Source organism: Streptomyces flavusporus (assembly GCF_046267975.1).
Taxonomy (GTDB): Bacteria; Actinomycetota; Actinomycetes; order Streptomycetales; family Streptomycetaceae; genus Streptomyces; species Streptomyces flavusporus.
In genome coordinates this window covers 8,963,244-8,982,656 of record NZ_CP176503.1, presented here as the reverse complement: position 1 = coordinate 8,982,656, position 19,413 = coordinate 8,963,244, and the positions used below count along the sequence as shown (strand labels likewise).

The window sequence follows — 19,413 nt, the reverse complement described above, 5'->3', positions numbered from 1 at the left end:
GACCCGGTAGGCGTCACGCCGTCGCCAGCGCACCCAGCGGATCGTCCAGCACCGGCTGCCACGCCAACTCCGCGGCGCCGACCAGGCTGTTGTGGTCGAGGGAGCAGGCCAGGATGGGGACGCCGCCGCTCCGGCCCCACAGGCTGCGGTCGGCGACGACCGCGCGCAGCCGGTCGGGGTCGGCGTCCAGGAGGGTGCGGTGCAGGCCGCCGAGGATGATCCGGTCGGGGTTGAGGATGTTCACCAGGCCGGCGAGTCCGAGGCCGAGGCGGTCGATGAGGGCCTCCGCGGCAGCGCGCACTCCGGGGTCGTCGTACTCGTGCCGGATCAGGTCGTTGGCCTGCTGGAGCAGGGACACCTCGGGGCCCGGCTCGCGGCCCGCCGTCGTGAGGAAGGCCAACGGGTCGGCCTCGACGTCGAGGCAGCCGCGGCTGCCGCAGTGGCAGGGGCGGCCCTCGGGGTTGACGGTGAGGTGGCCGACTTCGAGGGCGAGGCCCGAACTGCCCGAGTGCAGCCGCCCATCGAGCACCAGCGCACCGCCGACCCCGCGGTGCCCGGTGGCCACGCACAGCAGGTCGCGGGAGCCGCGCCCGGCGCCGTGCCGGTGCTCGGCGAGCGCGGCGAGATTGACGTCGTTGGCCGCGAAGGCCGGTCCGGTGACGTCGGCCGCGCGGACGCACTCGGCGAAGATCTCCCGCACGGGCGCGCCCGCCGGCCACGCCAGGTGCAGTGGGTTCAGCGCCAGGCCCTCCGGCTCCGCGACCGCCGACGGCACCGCCAGACCGGCGCCCACGCACCGCCGCCCGGTCTCGCGCAGCAGCTCCGCACCGGCCTCCACGACCGACCCGAGCACCTTCGCCGGATCGGCGTCGACGACCTCGCAGCCGGGCGCGGTCGCCACGATCCGCCCGCCGAGTCCGACCAGTGCCGCCCGGAACCCGTCGGCGTGCACCTGCGCGGCCAGCGCCACGGGCCCGTCCTCGGCGAGTTCCAGCCGGTGCGAGGGGCGGCCCTGGGAACCGGCGGCGGCGCCCGGCCGGGCGTCGACCCGGATCAGCCCCAACGCCTCCAGCTCGGCGGCCACCGCGCCGGCCGTGGCCCGGGTGACGCCGAGTTCGGCGGTGAGCACGGCCCGGGTCGGGGCCCGCCCGGTGTGCACGAGCTCCAACGCGGGCCCGAGCGCGCCGCGCCCCCGGTCCAGTCGCGTCCTCGAGGTGGTCCCTTCCCCCGCCGGCCGGGGGTCCGCCTTGCCGCTCATGAGGGCGAGTCTCCCATGATCCGCACGTCAGCCAGCGTCCGCCGGGAAGCCGCTGACCCGCAGGGTGATGTTCAGTCGTCCGATCAGGCCGAGCCAGGGCGGCGCGGTGCCGGCATGCACCCGCGGCACCCCGTGGTACGCCATCCGCGACGGCCCGCCGAACACGAACAGGTCACCGCTGCGCAGCTCGACGTCCGTGTAGGGCCGGGCCCGGGTCTCGGTGTTGCCGAACCGGAAGACGCAGGTGTCACCGAGGCTCAGGGACACCACCGGCGCGGCGGACTTCTCGTCGCTGTCGCGGTGCATGCCCATGCGGGCGTCGCCGTCGTAGAAGTTGATCAGCGCGATGTCGTACGCGGCCCCCGCGGCCGCCTCCGCGCCGAGCGTGTCCGCCACCGCGCGCCGGCCCAGCTCACCGAGCCACGCCGGGAACGGCTTCACGGGGGCGCCGTCTCCGTCGACGACCGTGCGGGCGTAGGCGTACGGGTACCAGTGCCGGCCCAGGCAGACCTGGCGGGCGGTCATCGTGCCACCGCCGGGCGTGCGGACCGTGCGCAGTCCCGCGGGCGGGCGCGCCCACTCCCGGCAGGCGCTCAGCAGCTCGCGCTGGCGCACCGCGTCGAGCCAGTCCGGCACGTGCACCGCGCCCGGCGCGATCTCCGTACGGTCTCTGGGGAACAGCTCGGCCTCCATGCCGTCCATCCTCCCGCACCGGCCCTGAGCTGCGGCTCGGTTAGCCTTGACCGCACGATGAACGACCGTATGACGACGCCCTGGGGCGAGCTCGCGCTGGCTCGCTTTCCCGAGGACCCCCGCGACCGCCTGCGTGCCTGGGACGCCTCCGACGAGTACCTGCTGCGGCATCTGGCGAGCGAGGGCGTGCCGCTGTCCGGCACGGTCGTGGTGCTCGGCGACCGCTGGGGCGCGCTGGTGACCGCGCTGGCGGCGCACGGGCCGGTGCAGATCACGGACTCGTTCCTGACGCAGGAGGCGACCCGCGCGAACCTCGCTCGCAACGGCGTGGAGCCCGGCACGGTGCGTCTGCTCACCACCCAGGATCCGCCGCCCGACCGGGTGGACGTGCTGCTGGTGCGGGTGCCGAAGAGCCTGGCGCTGCTGGAGGACCAGCTGCTGCGGCTGGCGCCCGCCGTGCACCCGGGCACGGTCGTCGTGGGCACCGGCATGGTGAAGGAGATCCACACCTCGACGCTGAACCTGTTCGAGCGGATCCTCGGCCCGACCCGTACCTCGCTCGCCGAGAAGAAGGCCCGGCTGATCTTCTGCACGCCGGATCCGTCCCTCGTCCGGCCCGCCAACCCGTGGCCGTACAGCTACGTGCTGCCCGGCGGCATCGGTCCGGTGTCCGGGCACACCGTCGTCAACCATGCGGGCGTCTTCTGCGCCGACCGGCTGGACATCGGCACCCGCTTCCTCCTGAAGCATCTGCCGGACACGCGCGGCCCGCGGCGGGTCGTGGACCTGGGCTGCGGGAACGGTGTCGTCGGTACGGCGGTGGCGGTGGCGAACCCCGAGGCCGAGGTGCTGTTCGTCGACGAGTCGTTCCAGGCCGCGGCGTCGGCGGAGGCGACGTACAGGGCGAACGGCGTGCCCCGGCCCGCCGAGTTCCGGGTCGGGGACGGGCTGGCCGGGGTGCCCTCCGGCAGTGTCGACCTGGTGCTGAACAATCCGCCGTTCCACTCGCACCAGGCGACGACCGATGCGACGGCGTGGCGGATGTTCACCGGCGCGCGGCGCGCGCTGCGGCCGGGCGGCGAGCTGTGGGTGATCGGCAACCGGCACCTCGGGTATCACGTCAAGCTGCGGCGGCTGTTCGGCAACAGCTCGCTGGTCGCCAGTGATCCGAAGTTCGTGGTCCTGAAGGCCGTCAAGCGGTAGTCGGCCGGCGGAGCGTGGTGATGATCCGTGCCACCGCCCGGGCCATCGCCTCCCGGCCCACGCTCAGATAGCTGCGCGAGTCGACCGCCTCGGGGTGGGCGGTGAGGAACTCCCTGATCGCGCCGGTCATGGCGATGCTGAGTGCGGTGCCGACGTTGACCTTGGTGATGCCGCCGGCGACCGCCGCCGTCAGTTCGTCGTCCGGGACGCCCGAGGAGCCGTGCAGGACGAGGGGGACGTCCAGGATGCCGGAGAGGCGTTTGAGGAGGGCGTGGTCGAGGGTGGCGGTGCGGGTGGTCATGGCGTGCGTGCTGCCGATGGCGACGGCCAGGGCGTCCACGCCGGAGTCGGTGACGAAGGCGCGGGCCTCAGCGGGGTCGGTGCGCGCGCCGGGCGCGTGGGCGTCCAGCGGCGGCCGTCCGTCCTTGCCGCCGACCTCGCCCAACTCGGCCTCGATCCACAGCCCTTGAGCGTGCGCCCAGTCGGCGGCGGCCCGGGTCGCGGCCAGGTTCTCCTGGTACGGCAGCCGGGACGCGTCGTACATCACGGAACTGAACCCGGCGTCCGGTGCCTGCCGCAGCAGGGCGTCGCTCTGCACGTGGTCGAGGTGCAACGCGACGGGTACGGCGGCCCGTTCGGCGGCGGCGACGGCCGCGCGGGCGAGCGGGAGCAGTCGTCCGTGACGGAACCTGACCGCGTTCTCGCTGACCTGGAGGACGACCGGTGCGTCGACGGACTCGGCGCCCACGACGACCGCCTCGACGTGCTCCAGGGTGATGATGTTGAAGGCGGCGACGGCGGCTCGGGCCGCGGCCGCGCGGGTGACGAGGTCACCGGTGGTCACGAGGGGCACGGCTGCTCCTTGCGGGCGGCTCAGAGGATCACCGAGCGGGTGAGGTGGCGGGGCCGGTCCGGGTCCAGGCCTCTGGCTTGGGCCACGGCGACAGCGAGCCGTTGCGCGCGGACCAGCTCGGCGAGCGGGTCGAGACCGCCCGCCACCCATCGGCCGCCCGTGGCCCGCACCTGCTCGGGGAGCCCTTCCGGCGCCGCGCCGAGCATCCAGGTCACGGTGGAGCGCGTGGTGATGCTGATGGGGCCGTGCCGGTACTCCATCGCCGGGTAGGACTCGGTCCACACCTGGGCCGCCTCCCGCATCTTCAGGGCGGCCTCGTGCGCCAGGCCCACGGTCCAGCCACGGCCGAGGAAGGTGAACTGGCCGCAGTCCACGAGGCCTTCGGGCAGCTCGGCGGCCAGCGCGGTGCGGGCGTCCGCGACGACGGACTCGGTGTGCAGTCCGAGGTGGGCGCGCAGCAGGGTCAGCGCGGTGGTCGCGAAGCGCGTCTGCACGACGGACCGTTCGTCCGCGAAGTCGAGCACGACGACGTCATCGGCGGCGTCCGTCACGGGCGTGCTCGGGTCGGCGGTGATCGCGGTCGTCCGGATGGGGCCGCTCACCATTCCGAGCAGGTCCAGCACCTCGGTGGTGGTGCCGGAGCGGGTGAGGGCGACGACACGGTCGTACGGGCGGCCGTACGGGAACTCCGAGGCCGCGAAGGCGTCCGTCTCGCCCTTCCTCGCGCCCTCGCGCAGGGCCGCCGCGGCCTGCGCCATGAAGTACGACGTGCCGCAGCCGACGATCGCGACCCGCTCCCCCGGTGCGGGCAGCGCGCCCCCGTGCCGCGCCGCCAGGGACGCGGCACGGGTCCAGCACTCCGGTTGGCTGCGCAGCTCGTCCTCGACGTGCGTCATGCGACACCCCTCCCCTGTTGATTATTCTTGCAAGTTACTGCCCTCTTTCAAGCATCATCAAGCATCTCGTCCACAGTCAGGTGCGCTAGGGTCGCCGCATAACGAGGAACGGACGGAGGGTGCGGATGTCGCGCGACGCCCGCTGGAAGGCGCTGCTGGAGCTGCTCGTCGAGCGTGGCCGGCTGGACGTCGAGGAGGCGGCTGCCGAGCTGGCGGTCTCGGCCGCGACGATCCGCCGGGACTTCGACCAGCTCGCCGAGCAGCAGATGCTGGTCCGCACCCGGGGCGGCGCGGTCGTGCACGGCGTGTCGTACGAACTCCCCCTGCGCTACAAGACGGCCCGCCACGCCTCTGAGAAACAGCGCATCGCCAAGGCCGTGGCCGATCTCGTCGCCCCCGGCGAGGCGGTGGGGCTGACCGGCGGCACGACGACCACCGAAGTGGCCCGGGCCCTGGCCGTGCGCAGCGACCTCGCCGCCGGCTCGCCCGCGCTCACCGTGGTCACCAACGCGCTCAACATCGCCAACGAGCTGGCCGTCCGCCCCCAGTTCAAGATCGTGGTGACGGGCGGGGTGGCGCGGGCGCAGTCGTACGAGCTCATCGGTCCGCTCGCCGACGGCGTGCTCGGCCAGATCACCCTCGACGTGGCGGTGCTCGGCGTCGTCGCCCTCGACGTGGTGCACGGCGCGGCGGCGCACGACGAGGCGGAGGCGGCGATCAACCGGCTGCTGTGCGAGCGTGCCGAGCGCGTGGTCGTCGCCGCGGACTCCAGCAAGCTGGGCCGCCGGGCGTTCGCCCGGATCTGCGCCGCGGAGACGGTGGACACGCTGGTCACGGATGCGGCGGTGGACGAGCACACGGTGCGGCGGTTCGAGGAGGCGGGCGTCGGGGTCGTCACGGTGTGATCAGCCGGGCCCGATTCGTGGGGCCCGCGTGTTCGATCCCGCCTAAGCTGGAACCGCGCCGGGCAAACCGGGCGAGGGAGGCTGTGATGGCCGAGACACCGAGGGACGAGGGGTTCGGGCGCTCACGGTATCTGCCGATCGCCGAGCACGGGCTGATCGGCGATCTGCGGAGCGTGGCCCTGGTGGGCACCGACGGTACGATCGACTGGTACTGCTGCGGGGCCTTCGACGCGCCGAGCGTGTTCGCCTCGATCCTGGACGCGGAGCGGGGCGGCGCCTTCGAGCTGGCGGCGAGCGTGCCCGGGCGGACCAAGCAGTTCTACTTCCCCGACACCAACGTCCTGATCACCCGGTTCTTCACCGAGGACGGCGTCGGCGAGGTGCAGGACTTCATGCCGATCAGCGGCGAGTCGACCGAGACCGAGCGGCACCGGCTGATCCGGCGTGTGATGTGCGTGCGCGGTTCCCTGCCGTTCAAGGCGCGGGTGGCGCCCCGGTTCGACTACGGGGCCCGGCCGCACACCCTGCGGATGGTCGGCGACGTGGCCGTCTTCGACTCCGAGGACCTGTCCCTGGCGCTGACCGCCACCGTGCCGCTCGAGGCCGACGGCCCCGACGCGTGGGCGGACTTCAAGCTCGCCGAGGGCGAGTCGGCGGTGTTCGCGCTGGACCGGGTCGGAGGCGACGTGACGCCCCGCCGGTGCCCGAGCATGGAGGCGGAGGAACAGTTCGGCGAGACGGTGGCCTACTGGCGTCGCTGGCTGTCCGCCTCGCGGTACCGGGGCCGCTGGCGGGAGATGGTGCACCGCTCCGCGCTCACGCTGAAGCTGCTCACGTACGCGCCCACTGGCGCAATCGTGGCCGCGCCGACGACGAGCCTGCCCGAACAGCTCGGCGGCGAACGCAACTGGGACTACCGGTACGTCTGGGTGCGCGACGCCGCCTTCTGCGTGTACGCGCTGCTGAGGCTGGGCTTCACCGGCGAGGCCGAGGCGTTCATGAAGTTCGTGACCCGGCACATCAGTCCGGGCGCCGGCTGCAGCTCCGGCCCGCTGCAGATCATGTACGGCATCGACGGGCGCACCGACCTGCCCGAGCGCGAGCTCGACCATCTGGAAGGGTACGAGGGCTCCGCGCCGGTGCGGGTCGGCAATGGCGCCGCCGAGCAGCTGCAGCTCGACATCTACGGCGCGCTCATCGACTCGATCTACCTGTACGACAAGTGGGCGCAGCCCATTTCCAGCGGCCAGTGGGACGACGTCTGCGCGCTGGTCGACTGGGTGTGCTGCCACTGGGACCAGCCGGACGAGGGCATCTGGGAGACCCGCGGCGGCCGCAAGGAGTTCCTGTACTCGCGGCTGATGTGCTGGGTGGCGATCGAACGGGCCATCCGGATGGCCAACCGGCGCGGACTGCCCGCCGATCTCCCCCGGTGGCGGCAGTGCCGCGACACGATCTACCGCCGCATCATGCGCCGCGGCTGGTCCGAGCAGCGCCAGGCCTTCGTCCAGCACGAGGACGGCGAGGTGCTGGACGCGGCCGTGCTGATGATGCCGCTGTCGAAGTTCATCGCGCCCACCGATCCCAAGTGGCTGTCCACCCTCGACGCCCTCACCAACGAGCTGGTGTCCGACTCCCTGGTCTACCGCTACGACCCACAGGCCAGCCCCGACGGGCTGCGCGGCGACGAGGGGACGTTCTCCATCTGCTCGTTCTGGTATGTCGAGGCGATGGTCCGCGCCGGACGGGTGGACGAGGCGCGGCTGGCGTTCGAGAAGATGCTCACCTACGCCAACCATCTGGGCCTGTACGCCGAGGAGATCAGCAACACGGGCGAGCAACAGGGCAATTTCCCGCAGGCGTTCACTCATCTCTCCCTGATCAGCGCGGCCTTCAACCTGGACAAGGCGCTCGGCTGACCGACCGGCCGGGCCGCGCGGCCCGGCCGGTCAACGGCGTTACGGGCAAGGTCAGTTGCCGCTCGCGTGATAGGCGCCGTCGATGAAGACGAGGGCGTCACCGACGGGCCGTTCGGCCGTTCCGCTGGGCCGGTTCACCAGTGCGCCCTCGACGGACATGGTGGTGGAGCCGCCGCCGTCGAGGTTGACCGCGTCGCGCAGGCCGAGCGCGTGGGCGACGGCGGCGGTCTCGTCCATGGTGGTGCCGACGCTGCTCGTCATACGGCCGTCGATGGTGGCGAGGACGATCCTGCCGTCCCGGGTCGTGCCGGCGATGGTGCGGGGGTTGCGGGCGAAGAAGCTGCCCGACCCGGGCGGCACGACGATCTGCCCGTCCGCCGTGAGGCGATAGCGGCCGTTCACCCCGAACAGCCCCGGGCGCACGGCGAGCTTCTCACCCTGCTCGTCGGTCAAGGCGGAGGCGATGCGCAGGCACCCCTGTCCCGCCACCTCCAGCAGGGCGGCGGTGTCGCGGCCGGTTGCCTGCAGGGACGTCTGGCCGTCGGTCAGGGTCGTGCCGCGGCTCGTCGAGGTGCGCACCACGCAGCCCCGCCGGTCGAGGACGACCTCCACGCCGGCGCCGGACGGGGTGGCCTCGGCGAACTCGGGGGTGAACCGCACGACGTCGCCGGGCTCGGAGCACTCGGTCTGGTCGGTGAGAGTGGCGCACGCGGCCGGCACCACCGGTGGGTGGTTGAGGAACTCCAGGGGCAGGCTCGCCGCGGTCTGCCGGTTCTGCACGCTGCCGGACCAGCTCAACTTGCCCATGACGGCCCGGTTGCTGCGGGCGTCCACCACGAAGTCGGCCTCGGCGGGGTCACCGGTGGGCTCGCTCAGCAACCGCCCGCCGTACAGGCCGAGTCCGACCGGGTCGCCGGGGTACTGGGCGCTGGCGGTGAAGGTGAAGAAGGAGGCGTCGACGCCCGCGAGGGCCCCGGAGGTGCGGACGAGGTCCGTGGTCCGCTCCGTGCGGGCGAGGTCCGGACCGTAGGTGGCCGCCAGGTGTCCGCGGGTCCTTCGGGGGTCGATCGTGAGGAGGTTGACGACCCAGGGCCCACGGGTCGTGGTGTTGATCTGGTCGGCCGGGGCGGGCTCGGTGCCCCGGCCGATGCGGGTGAGAGTGACGCCGTCGGCCAGGGTCTGGCTGGTGCGGGTCTCCGCCAGGTCGGCATCGCCCAGGGGGAGCGCCGGGTCGGCGGCGGTGGCCTGACCGGTGGGGGCGAGGAGGAGGGCCAGGGCGGCGAGGGTGGCCGCCGCGGCACGTGACAGTCCGAATCTGTACGGGGTGGTTGTCATGCCCACGAGCCTCTGGGCCCCAAGCAACGCTCATCGCTGCACGAGTTGACCTTGCGCCCGCGTCAGGATTAACAACGGCCCACGCGGTGGGACGAGTTGCGCTGCTCAGCCTCCGCTCTCCGGATCGCAGCATCCCTCGCGTCGCATGTGACGGCTGACCTCCAGCCATTCCTCGGCCGCGGCCGACCGCTGTGGGTCGTCACCCCGCGTGGTCGCGTCCCCGAAGGCGTCGACCAGGTCCGCCTGGTCGAAGAGGACGCCGCCGCTCAGGACCGCCACCGTGCGGATCAGGGTGGCGAAGTCGGTGAACGGGTCGCCGTCCACGACCGTGAGGTCGGCGAGCTTGCCCTCCTCCAGGGTGCCCAGGTCGGCCTCGGCGCCGAAGACCCGCGCGGGCAGCAGGGTGGCGGTGCCCAGCGCCTCGGCCGGTGACAGGCCGGCGTGGTGCAGTGCGCGCAGGGCCAGGTGCAGGTGCAGTCCGACCGGGACGAGCGGCTGGTCCGTGCCGAGCGCGACCAGTCCGCCGCCCGCGAGGATCCGCCGGTAGACGTTCAACTCCCTTTCCATAGTCGCCAGCTGGGCGTCGGTGGGCGGCTGCCCGGCCTGCTGACGTACGAGCGCCGTGTCCCACGGCGGCATGAGCGCGGTGACGCGCGGGTCGTCCGCGAGCGCGGGGTCGGCGCCGAGCAGCGGCAGTGCCGTGAACGGGGTGGCGACGAGGTGGAATCCGGCGCGGGTATAGATCTCCTCGACGTCCTGGTAGGAACGCCCCGTGGCGGAGGTCGCATGCCCGAACTCCAGGCGTTGTGTGGCCTGCAGATGGGTCGTCAGGTCCTGGCCCAGCTGCACGCCCGGAGTGCACAGATGGCTGCCGCTGCGCACCCCGAGCCGGTCGTGCCCGAAGTCCGCGGCCTCCTTCATCACCCAGCCAGGGGCCCGTACGTACGTCTTCACGAAGTCCCAGTCCAACGCGGCCCCACGCTCCAGCGAGCGGCGCAGGCCCTCGCGGGTGCGGTGGGCGCGGCCCATGCTGTAGGCGACCCGCGCCCCGTCGAGCAGTTCGCCGGTGGTCAGCAGCCGAGGCCCGGCGAGGGCACCGGCTGTACCGCCAGTACAAGGGGTTGGTGTGCCGGACAGGAGAGCGGCAACGTACGGGGCGGTGCCCGCCTGCGGACCTCGCCCCGACATATCTCGGCCGATCTTCACCGCTCAGCGCTTCCTGTACGCCGTGGTGACCTCGACCTCCACCAGCCAGCCCTTGACGGCCAGTGAGGCGACCTCCATCGTGACGCACGCCGGGCGGGCCTTGTTCCCGAGCAGCGGCGGCTTCGGGGCGGGGGTACCCATGGGCACCCCATGACCTGATGTGTCGTCAGGTCGATGTTGGCGAAATACTGCCGGTGCACGCGGTTCCACCCCGTGTAGTCGGCGGTCTCCGCGCCGGGCGGCTTCATCAGTTGACATGCTCCCCTTCCTGAAGGGCGGGGATTCTGGCCGTCCCTGCCGGATGCTGTGCCGCTACGCGGCACGATGCCCGGTGGGGATTCCCTGGCTTCCTGCTTCGTCGCGCTGCGCCACAACGAGTCGTTGTGGTCTTACCGGCGCTCCACAGGCTGTCACCGCCAGCCCGGCGGCCGTCTTGACGTTGGTGGCGGCGTTCACGTCCCGGTCGTGGACGGTGCCGCAGCCGCTGCAGGTCCACTCCCGCACGTACAAAGGCTTGGGCCCGTCCTTCCACCCGCAGACGGAGCAGACCTGGCTGGTCGGCTCGAACCGGCCGATCTTGACCAGGGTCCGCCCGTACCGGGCCGCCTTGTACTCCAGCATGCCGATGAAGGCCGACCAGCCCGCGTCCTGAACGGACTTGGCCAGTCGGGTGCGCCCCAGAGCCATCACGTTCAGCTCTTCCACGGCGATCGCTTGGTTCTCGCGGATCAGCTTGGTGGAGAGTTGGTGGTGAAACTCCTTGCGGGCGTCGGCCACGGCGGCGTGGGCGCGGGCGACCTTCAGGCGGGCCTTCTCCCGGTTGTTGGATCCCTTCTGCTTGCGGTCCAAGTCGCGCTGGGCCTTCTTCAGTTTCTTCTCCGCCCGGCGCAGGAACCGCGGGGAGGCGATCTTCGTGCCGTCGGAGAGGACTGCGAAGTGCGCACGACCCAGGTCGATCCCGATGGTCTGATCGGTCTCGGGCATGCGGGCCGCGTCCGCGGCCGGGCAGGTGTCGATGACGAAGGAGGCGAAGTACCGGCCCGCACTGTCCTTGATCACGGTGACGCTGGACGGGACAGCGGGCAACGGCCGGGACCAGGCGACCCGCACCGCCCCGATCTTCGGGAGGTTCAGCTTCCCGTCCGTTGTGATGGACCAGCGGGCGTTGGCGGTGAACCGGATGGCCTGCCGGTGGTCCTTACGGGACTTCATCCGCGGTTTCTCGATCTTCGGGCCCTTGCGGTCGCCCTTCAGAGAGGCGAAGAAGTTCTTGTAAGCGGTCTCAGCATCGCGCAGGGACTGCTGGAGCACCACCGACGAGACCTCGGCCAGCCAGGCCCGCTCGGGGCGCCGCTTGGCCTCGGTGATCAGTTCCTTCGATAGCCAGGCCATGCCTGGGTAGGGCAGGTGGTTGGCGTGGGCGTGCTCGCGGGCGCACCCGAACGCCCGGGCCAGCGCGGTGCGTTGGCCGGGCTCCGGGTACAGGCGGAAGCCGTACCGAAGCTGCATGCCGGCCACTCTAGGAACCTGGCCCGGCACCCATGTGGAGATCACCGGAAGTGATCACTCCTGCACGTTTGCGATCAATGCTCCAGGCGTGTCCGTGACCATGTTCCGGCGCCACCACGAGATTGGTCTTGATGTTGCGCAGCACGACGAGCGCCTGCGCCTCGGTGATCGTGAAGCCGGTGGCGCCCTCGGTGAGGGACGGGTCGGTGTAGTACTCCGGAGTCCCTGGCGGCGCGGTGGGGTTGAGCGCGGAGGGCCCGAGACCGCTGCTCTGGTACAGGGCCACCTCCCCGCCCGTCGCCACGCCGTTCGCGATGGCCGGGTTGGACTGACCGTCGGGCAGCAGGACGCGCACCTCCTTCGGGCCGGGCCACCAGCCCCGGGCGTCGGCGAGCGCGGTACCGCCCGTGAGGAGCGAGGCGGTCAGGGCCGTACCGATGACAGCCTTCGTACGCCGGTTCATGCGGCCATCACCCTCTCGTGGATGTCGGTCACGACCTTGCGGGCCGAGCTGAACGCGCCGTGCTGCCAGGCGATGACGTGGCTGAGCCAGTCGCCGGCGAAGTACACGTGTCCGGCGGGCTGGTTGAGGAGCTTGTACTCGGGACCGTTCTGCGAGGGCCAGCCCACCCAGCCGCCCTCGATGTGCGGGGTGCGGTGCCAGGCCACGCTGAAGGAGTTGGCGAGTTCCGTGCGGTACTTCTCGCCGTGGATCTTCACACCGCGGCTCACCGCCCGCGCGAGCCGCTCCTCGTGCGGCAGGGCGCTGTACGCGAGGGCGTTGGCGCCGAAGTTGTAGTAGCCGATGAGGGTGCCGCGGCGGCCGAAGTAGCCGTAGGACGGGTACCAGATGGTGGCCAGATCCGTGTCGGTGGGCGTGATCCCGCCGTAGATGTGCTCGTCCGTCTCCCACCAGCGGCTGCGGTACTCCAGGCCGATCTTGCCGACGGGTGTCGAGACGGGGTACTTCAGCGCAGCCGTGACGTCTGTGCCGAGGTTGTGCTTGATGCGGGCCATGACCATGGGCGGTACGGCGGCCACGACGAAGTCGGCGTGCCGGGTGCGGGTGCGGCCCTGGGCGTCCTTGTAGGTGACGTCGGCGCCGTCGGCCAGGTTCTTGACCTCCAGCACTTCGGCGCCGTACGTGATCCGGTCCCGCCCGATCGCCTCGGCCAGGGCGTACGGGATGGCGTCCATGCCGCCTACCGGCTGGAACATGAGCATGGCCTGGTCGTAGCCGAGTTCGAAGGAGAAGCGCTGCCCGACGCCGCTCGCGATGACGTCCGACAGCGAGGGCACCGGCCCCAGCACCGTGCCCTCCTCGAAGGCGGCGCCGGGCTCGACGGAGTAGCCGCGCCGGTCGGTGCCGGTGTAGGCGTAGCCGTCCGCCTTGCCCTTGATGGCGCCGAAGTTCTGCAGGAAGGCGATCAGCCGCTCCTTGTCGGCGGCGGTGAGCTGTGCGTCCAGGGCACCCTGGTCGGTGGCCTTGGCGAGCAGTTCGGAGACGTAGCCGTAGACGTCGGCCTTCGCGGTGCGCCAGCGGATCGGCTGTCCGGCGAGGGCGGGGCTCTTCTCGTGGTAGATGTACGCGTTGGCGTTCTGATTGGTGAACACCTCGACGGGGACGCCGAGTTCACGGCAGTACTCGAGCGTGACGTGCGACTGGGGCAGCCGGGCGGGCCCGGCGTTCATGTACTGGCCCTTGGAGAACGACGCGGTCTGTTCCCGGCCGTCCAGGTCGGTCAGGGTCGTGCCGCCGCGCACGGTCCAGTTGCGGCCGCCGGGCCTGTCCTTCGCCTCCAGGATCCGGCAGTCGTAGCCGGCCTTGCCGAGTTCGTACGCCGTGGCCAGGCCGGCGATGCCGCCGCCGAGCACCAGGACCTTCCTGGCACTGCGCCCGCTCAGCGCGAAGTCGCTCTTGCGCGGCGCCCGGTATTCCGCGGCCCGTACGTCCGGCACCGGCGCGAGGCCCAGCGCGCCCATCGCCGAATAGAGCACTCCCGCGCCGCCCGCGATCCCGACGGATCGCAGGAAGTCGCGCCGAGATGCCGTGGATCTCTCCGCAGCCATCCACTCCTCCTCACCCGCGCCCGCAATGCGGACGCGGCGTCCGATCAACCCGGTCACGTGGGGGGTGAGTTGTTGCCGATGAGACCGGAGGTGCGAGATGAGCCTCGGTCAGGAGTGTTACGGCGCCATACCGATGACGTATCCGTGGCATGAGCATGCGAGCGGCAGGTGCGCGCGCCCGGTCATGCCATGGGGACCGGCGTGGTGATGCGTGCGATCCGGCCGAGCGGGCACTCGGTGGGCATGGCCGAGGACGCAGCGGCGGCGCACGGGCAGGGGCGGAGCGGACACCGGTCGGTGCCGCACACGGCGGACGTGCGCATCGAGGCGTGGGGAGCGAGTCGGGAGCGCTGCCTGGTGGAGGCCGTCCTGGGGATGGTGGAGGGCTTCGCCGACGTCTCCGGTGCGCGGCCGACCGGCGAGGCCCGGCTGCGGCTCGCCGAAGGAAGCGACGAGGACCTCCTGACCACGCTGCTGGACGAGGTCATCTTCCGGCTGGAGGTGTACGGCGAGGTTCCCGTCGGCGTGGCGGCCGAGGCGTCGGACGGCGGCCTCGATGTGCGGATGGCGGTGGCCCACCTCGGGGCGGTGGAGGTCACCGGTGCAGCGCCGAAGGGCGTGTCATGGGGGGACCTGCACATCGGGCCCGGTCCGTCCGGCTGGTCCTGCGCGGTCACCGTCGATGTGTGACGCGCCGGACGGTCATCCCTTCACCACACCCAGCGGAACCAGCCTGGCCACCGTGCGGGACAGTCCCGCGGCCTCGGTCGCCGCCACCACCGCGCTCACGTCCTTGTAGGCCTCGGGAGTCTCTTCGGCCAGACCCCGCCACGACTTCGGGCGTACGGCGATACCGGCCCGTTCCAGTCGGGCGCGCAGTTCCCGGCCCGTGACCGTGCGGGCGGCCCGGTGGCGGCTCAGGGTCCGGCCCGCGCCGTGGCAGGCGGAGTGGAACGCGTCGCCGACCGGCACACCCGCGAGGACGTAGGAGGCCGTGCCCATGGTGCCGGGGATCAGCACCGGCTGCCCGAAGTCCCGCAGGTCCTCGGGCAGTTCGGGGTGGCCGGGCGGGAAGGCGCGGGTGGCGCCCTTGCGGTGCACGCACAGCAGGCGCGGTGTCCCGTCCACCGTGTGCGTTTCCATCTTGGCGAGGTTGTGGGACACGTCGTACACCAGGGACAGCCGCACACCTGCGACGCGGCGGAAGACCCCGCGTGCCGCATCGGACAGCAACTGGCGGTTCGCCCGGCCGTAGTTGGCGGCCGCGGCCATCGCGCCCAGATACGCCCGTCCCTCGGGCGAGTCGACCGGTGTGCAGGCCAGTTGGCGGTCGGGGACGGTGATGCCGTACCGGTTCATCGCGCGGTCCATCAACCGGACGTGGTCGGTACAGATCTGGTGCCCGAGGCCGCGCGAACCGCAGTGGATCATCACGCACACCTGACCGCGGGCGAGCCCGAAGGCGGTGGCGACCGGTTCGTCGTACACCTCGGCGACCTCCTGGACCTCCAGGAAGTGGTTGGCGGAGCCAAGGCTGCCGACCTGCACCAGGCCCCGCTCCCTGGCCCGCTCGCTCACCTGCGTCACATCGGCGTCCGCGACCGCCCCGCCGTCCTCGCAGCGGGTCAGGTCGCGCTCCTCGCCGTGACCCTGTTCGACGGCGTACCGGGAACCGCCCCGCAGGATCCGCTCCAGCTCCTCCTGCCCGCTCAGCCGCCACACCCCTCCCGGGCCCGCACCCCGCGGAATCCGCCGGCCCAGGCCATCCATGATCGCGGGCAGCATCCCCCGCAGCCCCTGCCGGTCGCAGTCGGCCGCCAGCAGCCGTACCCCGCAGGAGATGTCGAAGCCGACCCCGCCGGGCGAGACCACGCCGCCCGCGTCCACGGCGGTCGCCGCGACGCCACCGATGGGGAAGCCATAGCCCCAGTGGATGTCCGGCATGGCGTACGAGGCACTGACGATGCCCGGCAGGGTGGCCACGTTGGCCACCTGCTCCAGCGACTGCTCGGCATCGCTCAGCAGGTCACGGGAGGCGAACACCACGCCGGGCACCCGCATCCCGTCATGCGGGTCGATGCGGAAGCGGTAGGGGCGTTCCTCGACCAGTTCCATCGCTCGGTCTCCCTCGACGAGGGTGCAACCCGTGGGTACGACAGCAGTGCCCTCGCTTCACCCCCCTCTGCCTGCGGCCGGCGGTGCGGGCCCGACCGGCGGGCCGTACAGCGCCTGGACTACGTCGTCGTCGGTCAGCTGGCCGAAGTGCTCGTACCAGAGGCCTACGGCCATGAACGCCGAGGGCTGCTGCAGGCAGATCACGTCGTCCGCCTCGTCCCGCAGCAGCTCGACCGCCTCCGGAGCGCCCACCGGCACGGCCAGCACCACCCGCTCGGGCGCGTCACGGCGTACCCGGCGCAGCGCGGCGCGGGCGGTCGCACCGGTGGCCAGTCCGTCGTCGACGACGATCACGGTGCGGCCCCGCAGGTCCGGGGCGGGACGGCCGCGCCGGTAGCGCTGTTCGCGCCGCTGCACTTCCTCCCGCTCCCGTTCCACGGTCTCGGCGAGGGCGGCTTCGCTCAGGCCCAGGCTGCCGAGGGTGCGTTCGTCGAACAGCGGAGGGTCGTCCCCGGCGATCGCCCCGACACCCAGTTCCTCCTGGAACGGCGCCCCGATCTTGCGGACGACCAGCACGTCCAGCGGCGCCTCCAGTACCTGCGCGACCTCGCGGGCGACCACGGCACCGCCGCGGGGCAGGGCGAGGACGACGGGGCGCGGGAGAGCCCCCTCCTCCCGCAGGATGCGCAGCCGCTCGGCCAGGTCCCGCCCGGCCTGCCTGCGGTCACGGAACTGCATGCGCTGCCCTGCCTTTCTTCTCGGTCCTCAGCCTCTTCCTTCAGCCCTCGCCCCCGATGGAGATACGGCGGCGCTTGGCTTCACCGGACTTGGGGAGGCGGATGCGCAGGACGCCGTCGTTCAGTTCGGCCTCGATCTTGTCGGCGTCGACGTCGGTCGGCAGGCTGGTGCGGTAGAAGAACCGGCCGCTACGGCGGGAGAGGACGCGGCCCTGGCCCTCGTCCTTCATTTCGCCGGAGATCCGCAGCTCGTGATCGCCGACGTCGACGGAGATGTTCTCCCGGGGAATGCCGGGCAGCTCGGCCCGCACCTCGTAGGCGTCCTCGGTCTCGTCCTCCTCGACCAGCGGCACCCAGGGGCCGCCGCCCCACGCGGGGGCCGTCCGCTGTTCGAAGAGGCGGCCCATGTCGCGCCACAGGTTCTCGAACTCGGACAGCGGATCCCAGTCGAACAGCCCCCGTCGGCGCCATGCTTCCGGAGAGCCGCCGGTACGGTGCACTGGAAGATTCACGACGCACCTCCGTTCTCCACCTGACCTGGTACGGGTATCCGCCGCCCGAGCGTCCACACGTCCCTGCCCGGCCGGTGTCGGACCGGCATGTTCAAGTCCGCCCGCGACGGGCACCCGGCCTCCGCAGGGAGGTGGTGACGTATGGCAGCGCAGCAACGTTCCGGCGGGACGGTGGCGCACCGCCTCATCGAGGAGCATCTGCTGGAAGGGCGCATGGTGCCGGGTGAGGAGATCGGCCTGCGGGTCGATCAGACCCTCACGCAGGACGCCACCGGAACACTGGTCGTCCAGGAGCTGGAGGCGCTCGGCCTGGACCGCGTGCGCACCGAGGTCAGCGTCCAGTACGTCGACCACAACCTGCTCCAGGCGGACGAGCGCAACGCCGAGGATCACGTCTTCCTGCGCTCGGGCTGCCGACGCTACGGCATCTGGTACTCCAAACCGGGCAACGGCGTCTCGCACCCCACCCACATGCAGCGCTTCGGCGTGCCCGGCAGGAGCCTGGCCGGCTCCGACTCGCACACCTGCGCGGCCGGTTCGCTGGGCATGCTGGCCATCGGCGTCGGCGGCCTGGAAGTCGCGCTGGCCATGGCCGGGCGACCGTTGTACCTGCGTATGCCCGAGGTCTGGGGCATCCGGCTGACCGGTGCCCTGCCCGACTGGGTCAGCGCCAAGGACGTGATCCTGGAGCTGCTGCGCCGCCACGGCGTCAAGGGCGGGGTGGGCCGGATCCTCGAGTACCACGGACCGGGCCTGGCGCGGCTGACCGCGATGGACCGGCACGTCATCGCCAACATGGGGGCCGAGCTCGGCGCCACGACCAGCGTCTTCCCGGCCGACGACGCCGTGCGGTCCTTCCTGCGCACCGAGGGCCGCGAGGACCACTTCACCGAGATCACCGCCGAGCCCGGGGTCCGCTACGACCTGGAGGAGGAGCTCGATCTGTCCGCCCTCCAGCCGCTGATCGCCAAGCCCACCTCCCCCGGCAACGTCGTGCCCGTGCGTGAGGCGGCGGGCGAGCCGATCGGCCAGGCCGTGATCGGCTCCTCGGCCAACCCGGGCCTGCGCGACTTCGCCGTCGCGGCGGCCATGGTCCGGGGCCGGCAGACCGCGCCGGGTGTGAGCTTCGACGTCAATCCCACCTCGCGCGAGATCCTGCAGGACCTCACCCGGGCCGGGGGGACCTTCGACCTGCTGGCGGCCGGTGCGCGACTGCACCAGGCCGGCTGCCTGGGCTGCATCGGCATGGGCCAGGCCCCCGCCGCCGGACGCAACTCGCTGCGCACCTTCCCCCGCAACTTCCCCGGCCGCTCCGGCACCGAGGACGACGCGGTGTGGCTCTGCTCCCCGGAGACCGCGACCGCCTCCGCACTCACCGGGACCATCACCGATCCGCGCGACTGGGCCGCCGACCACGACGTGCCGTACCCGCACCTGGACCTGCCCGACCGGGCCACGGTCAACACGGCCGTGCTCGAACCCCCGCCACCTCCCGAGGAGGCGGCCGGCGTCCGACTGGAGCGCGGGCCCAACATCTCCGCCCTGCCCGACTTCGACCCGCTGCCCGACACGCTCGACGTACCGGTCCTGCTCAAGGCGGGCGACCACGTCTCCACCGACGAGATCTCCCCCGCCGGTGCCAGGGCGCTGCCGTACCGCTCCAACATCCCCAAGCTCGCCGAGTTCACCCTCACCCGGCTCGACCCCGGCTACCCCCGGCGCGCCGCGGAGCTGCGCGAGAGCGGCGGGCACGTGATTGTCGCCGGAGAGAACTGGGGCCAGGGCTCCTCCCGGGAACACGCCGCGATCACCCTGCGCCACCTGGGACTGCGCGCCGTCGTCGCCCTCACCTACGCCCGCATCCACTGGCAGAACCTCGCCAACTTCGGCGTACTCGCCCTGGAGTTCACCGATCCCGACGACTACACGCGCGTCCGGCCCGGCGACCGGCTCCGCCTGGACGGCCTGCACAAGGCGCTCACCCCCGGCGCCCCGCCGACCGTCACCGTCCACAACACCGGCCGCGACGAGACGTACCGGCTGCGCCACCGCCTCTCGGACCGGCAACGGGAGACCGTCCTCGCCGGTGGCACGATTCCCGCCCTGGCCCGGCGCAGCCGGCTGCGCCCTGATCCGCCGGACAGGCCCTAATACTGCAACGGTGCTTGTTCTGAGTGCTGGTCAGTTGTCAGGGGCTGTGTC

17 protein-coding genes and 1 pseudogene are annotated in these 19,413 nt (G+C 72.1%); 5 read left to right on the top strand and 13 right to left on the bottom strand.

The genetic code is table 11. The features are described from left to right. Positions 1–13: 13 nt before the first annotated feature. Together ACKTSN_RS42255 and ACKTSN_RS42250 are read right to left on the bottom strand one after the other, a co-directional pair. Positions 14–1,258 (bottom strand): ROK family protein, encoded by a 1,245-nt coding sequence (locus tag ACKTSN_RS42255; RefSeq protein WP_409473903.1) that lies wholly within the window; start codon positions 1,256–1,258, stop codon positions 14–16. A 27-nt stretch (positions 1,259–1,285) separates the two neighbouring features. Further along, positions 1,286–1,951 (bottom strand): alpha-ketoglutarate-dependent dioxygenase AlkB family protein, encoded by a 666-nt coding sequence (locus tag ACKTSN_RS42250; protein WP_409473902.1) that lies wholly within the window; start codon positions 1,949–1,951, stop codon positions 1,286–1,288. A gap of 69 nt (positions 1,952–2,020) precedes the next feature. Here ACKTSN_RS42250 and ACKTSN_RS42245 point away from each other — a divergent pair, with 69 nt between their 5' ends. Next, a complete protein-coding gene (locus ACKTSN_RS42245) occupies positions 2,021–3,154 on the top strand; it encodes a methyltransferase (RefSeq protein ID WP_409475056.1) in 1,134 nt (377 codons plus the stop codon). Here ACKTSN_RS42245 and ACKTSN_RS42240 read toward each other — a convergent pair. Next, entirely contained in the window at positions 3,144–4,007 is an 864-nt protein-coding gene (locus ACKTSN_RS42240; RefSeq protein WP_409473901.1) for a class II fructose-bisphosphate aldolase, read from the bottom strand. The two genes, ACKTSN_RS42245 and ACKTSN_RS42240, sit on opposite strands and share 11 nt — an antisense overlap. Positions 4,008–4,027: 20 nt before the next feature. Continuing rightward, on the bottom strand, positions 4,028–4,903 hold the full coding sequence (locus ACKTSN_RS42235; protein ID WP_409473900.1) for an SIS domain-containing protein: 876 nt from the start codon (positions 4,901–4,903) through the stop codon (positions 4,028–4,030). Positions 4,904–5,028: 125 nt separating this feature from the next. On the opposite strand from ACKTSN_RS42235, the gene ACKTSN_RS42230 reads away from it, so the two are divergent. Both ACKTSN_RS42230 and ACKTSN_RS42225 read left to right on the top strand, forming a co-directional pair. Beyond that, positions 5,029–5,808 carry a DeoR/GlpR family DNA-binding transcription regulator gene (locus ACKTSN_RS42230; RefSeq protein ID WP_409473899.1) on the top strand — a complete coding sequence of 260 codons (780 nt, stop codon included), beginning with the start codon at positions 5,029–5,031 and terminating at the stop codon, positions 5,806–5,808. A gap of 86 nt (positions 5,809–5,894) precedes the next feature. After that, positions 5,895–7,727, top strand: a complete 1,833-nt coding sequence (locus ACKTSN_RS42225; RefSeq protein WP_409473898.1) for a glycoside hydrolase family 15 protein — start codon at positions 5,895–5,897, stop codon at positions 7,725–7,727. Between the two features lie 51 nt (positions 7,728–7,778). Here ACKTSN_RS42225 and ACKTSN_RS42220 read toward each other — a convergent pair whose 3' ends face one another. The 6 genes and pseudogenes from ACKTSN_RS42220 to ACKTSN_RS42195 all read right to left on the bottom strand — a co-directional run bounded on the left by ACKTSN_RS42220 (position 7,779) and on the right by ACKTSN_RS42195 (position 13,847). Further along, entirely contained in the window at positions 7,779–9,062 is a 1,284-nt protein-coding gene (locus tag ACKTSN_RS42220; protein ID WP_409473897.1) for a phosphodiester glycosidase family protein, read from the bottom strand. 105 nt (positions 9,063–9,167) lie between these two features. Then, positions 9,168–10,163: pseudogene (locus tag ACKTSN_RS42215) on the bottom strand (amidohydrolase family protein); the annotation flags it as partial. A 108-nt stretch (positions 10,164–10,271) separates the two neighbouring features. Further along, positions 10,272–10,409, bottom strand: coding sequence for a hypothetical protein (locus tag ACKTSN_RS42210; RefSeq protein ID WP_409473896.1), 138 nt, complete (start codon positions 10,407–10,409; stop codon positions 10,272–10,274). Between the two features lie 171 nt (positions 10,410–10,580). Continuing rightward, on the bottom strand, positions 10,581–11,777 hold the full coding sequence (locus ACKTSN_RS42205) for an RNA-guided endonuclease InsQ/TnpB family protein (protein ID WP_409473895.1): 1,197 nt from the start codon (positions 11,775–11,777) through the stop codon (positions 10,581–10,583). Positions 11,778–11,787: 10 nt separating this feature from the next. Next, entirely contained in the window at positions 11,788–12,240 is a 453-nt protein-coding gene (locus ACKTSN_RS42200) for a hypothetical protein (RefSeq protein ID WP_409473894.1), read from the bottom strand. Then, positions 12,237–13,847: a flavin monoamine oxidase family protein gene (locus ACKTSN_RS42195; RefSeq protein WP_409473893.1), complete on the bottom strand. Its 1,611-nt coding sequence runs from the start codon at positions 13,845–13,847 to the stop codon at positions 12,237–12,239. Before ACKTSN_RS42195 ends, ACKTSN_RS42200 begins: the two co-directional genes overlap by 4 nt. A gap of 243 nt (positions 13,848–14,090) precedes the next feature. On the opposite strand from ACKTSN_RS42195, the gene ACKTSN_RS42190 reads away from it, so the two are divergent. Continuing rightward, positions 14,091–14,537: an archease gene (locus ACKTSN_RS42190; RefSeq protein ID WP_409475055.1), complete on the top strand. Its 447-nt coding sequence runs from the start codon at positions 14,091–14,093 to the stop codon at positions 14,535–14,537. Positions 14,538–14,549: 12 nt separating this feature from the next. Here the strand turns inward: ACKTSN_RS42190 and ACKTSN_RS42185 are convergent, their stop codons facing one another. The 3 genes from ACKTSN_RS42185 to ACKTSN_RS42175 are packed head-to-tail and all read right to left on the bottom strand — an operon-like array spanning position 14,550 to position 17,211. Further along, positions 14,550–15,962 (bottom strand): RtcB family protein, encoded by a 1,413-nt coding sequence (locus ACKTSN_RS42185; protein ID WP_409473892.1) that lies wholly within the window; start codon positions 15,960–15,962, stop codon positions 14,550–14,552. Positions 15,963–16,019: 57 nt separating this feature from the next. Next, a complete protein-coding gene (locus tag ACKTSN_RS42180) occupies positions 16,020–16,700 on the bottom strand; it encodes a phosphoribosyltransferase (protein WP_409473891.1) in 681 nt (226 codons plus the stop codon). Between the two features lie 40 nt (positions 16,701–16,740). Continuing rightward, a complete protein-coding gene (locus ACKTSN_RS42175) occupies positions 16,741–17,211 on the bottom strand; it encodes an Hsp20/alpha crystallin family protein (RefSeq protein ID WP_409473890.1) in 471 nt (156 codons plus the stop codon). A 141-nt stretch (positions 17,212–17,352) separates the two neighbouring features. On the opposite strand from ACKTSN_RS42175, the gene ACKTSN_RS42170 reads away from it, so the two are divergent. Continuing rightward, on the top strand, positions 17,353–19,362 hold the full coding sequence (locus tag ACKTSN_RS42170) for an aconitate hydratase (RefSeq protein WP_409473889.1): 2,010 nt from the start codon (positions 17,353–17,355) through the stop codon (positions 19,360–19,362). Positions 19,363–19,413: the final 51 nt, after the last annotated feature.

What these genes read in the sequence shown, in the direction of transcription:
- ACKTSN_RS42255 (WP_409473903.1), bottom strand. Translation starts at nt 1,258, where the DNA reads ATGAGCGGCAAGGCGGACCCCCGGCCGGCGGGGGAAGGGACCACCTCG.
- ACKTSN_RS42250 (WP_409473902.1), bottom strand. Translation starts at nt 1,951, where the DNA reads ATGGAGGCCGAGCTGTTCCCCAGAGACCGTACGGAGATCGCGCCGGGC.
- ACKTSN_RS42245 (WP_409475056.1), top strand. Translation starts at nt 2,021, where the DNA reads ATGACGACGCCCTGGGGCGAGCTCGCGCTGGCTCGCTTTCCCGAGGAC.
- ACKTSN_RS42235 (WP_409473900.1), bottom strand. Translation starts at nt 4,903, where the DNA reads ATGACGCACGTCGAGGACGAGCTGCGCAGCCAACCGGAGTGCTGGACC.
- ACKTSN_RS42230 (WP_409473899.1), top strand. Translation starts at nt 5,029, where the DNA reads ATGTCGCGCGACGCCCGCTGGAAGGCGCTGCTGGAGCTGCTCGTCGAG.
- ACKTSN_RS42225 (WP_409473898.1), top strand. Translation starts at nt 5,895, where the DNA reads ATGGCCGAGACACCGAGGGACGAGGGGTTCGGGCGCTCACGGTATCTG.
- ACKTSN_RS42220 (WP_409473897.1), bottom strand. Translation starts at nt 9,062, where the DNA reads ATGACAACCACCCCGTACAGATTCGGACTGTCACGTGCCGCGGCGGCC.
- ACKTSN_RS42210 (WP_409473896.1), bottom strand. Translation starts at nt 10,409, where the DNA reads ATGGGTACCCCCGCCCCGAAGCCGCCGCTGCTCGGGAACAAGGCCCGC.
- ACKTSN_RS42205 (WP_409473895.1), bottom strand. Translation starts at nt 11,777, where the DNA reads ATGCAGCTTCGGTACGGCTTCCGCCTGTACCCGGAGCCCGGCCAACGC.
- ACKTSN_RS42200 (WP_409473894.1), bottom strand. Translation starts at nt 12,240, where the DNA reads ATGAACCGGCGTACGAAGGCTGTCATCGGTACGGCCCTGACCGCCTCG.
- ACKTSN_RS42195 (WP_409473893.1), bottom strand. Translation starts at nt 13,847, where the DNA reads ATGGCTGCGGAGAGATCCACGGCATCTCGGCGCGACTTCCTGCGATCC.
- ACKTSN_RS42190 (WP_409475055.1), top strand. Translation starts at nt 14,091, where the DNA reads ATGGCCGAGGACGCAGCGGCGGCGCACGGGCAGGGGCGGAGCGGACAC.
- ACKTSN_RS42185 (WP_409473892.1), bottom strand. Translation starts at nt 15,962, where the DNA reads ATGGAACTGGTCGAGGAACGCCCCTACCGCTTCCGCATCGACCCGCAT.
- ACKTSN_RS42180 (WP_409473891.1), bottom strand. Translation starts at nt 16,700, where the DNA reads ATGCAGTTCCGTGACCGCAGGCAGGCCGGGCGGGACCTGGCCGAGCGG.
- ACKTSN_RS42170 (WP_409473889.1), top strand. Translation starts at nt 17,353, where the DNA reads ATGGCAGCGCAGCAACGTTCCGGCGGGACGGTGGCGCACCGCCTCATC.